The sequence below is a fragment of the Candidatus Symbiopectobacterium sp. NZEC135 genome (genome assembly GCF_025962695.1).
This window is the reverse complement of sequence record NZ_JAGFPF010001203.1, coordinates 1-659: the sequence shown is the minus strand read 5'-3', so window position 1 is coordinate 659 and position 659 is coordinate 1. Positions and strand designations below refer to the sequence as shown.

Here is a 659-nt window from a genome sequence, read left to right as displayed (position 1 = left end):
GGTTGGGAGCGCGATTCCCCTGATCGTTACCTTTACGCTGCCTGCACGAAGGATTATCGCCTTTGTTAGTAACAATTGTCGCGCTCAGGTCAAGGCACCGAACCAGCACCACCTGTAACCCGGACAGGTCTTTACCTCTCAACATGACTTGTGCCACATAACCGTAGCCCTAGAACGCAACCGCATACCAACAACTAGAGAGTAAAAAGCGGCCCTGAGTAACACAATTAACGCACAGTAAACAGGCAAAAAAAAACCCAACAGCGAAGTTGGGTTTTTTGCTTGCCAAGGTTGGTGGCCTCAGCGCGGCGCGACAATCGTTACTAACACATTGAGTCTACCTTCTCCATCGGCCGATGACAACTCTACCAGAGAGACGATCATGGTGAGAACGTTGAACCGCGAATCAACAAACGAAGAGCGCTTCTGTTTCCCTATCAAAAATGTCGTATCAATGCGCCACCGACTTGGAAAACAGGTTAATCACTATCACGCCCAGGATAATCAGCAACATTCCCAGCATCGCGGGCAAATCGAGTTTTTGGCCGTAGAACAGCCAACTGACCGTGGCAATCAGCACAATCCCAACCCCTGACCAGATGGCATAAATGATGCCAGTCGGCAGCGTGCGCATAGTCAGAGAAAGGCAATAGAACGAC

General features: G+C 50.1%; 1 protein-coding gene. It reads right to left on the bottom strand.

Annotated elements, in window-relative coordinates; all coding sequences use genetic code 11:
- Positions 1-451: 451 nt before the first annotated feature.
- Positions 452-659: SMR family transporter (locus tag J5224_RS33340; protein ID WP_264629174.1), on the bottom strand; the 208-nt coding region annotated here is incomplete at its 5' end.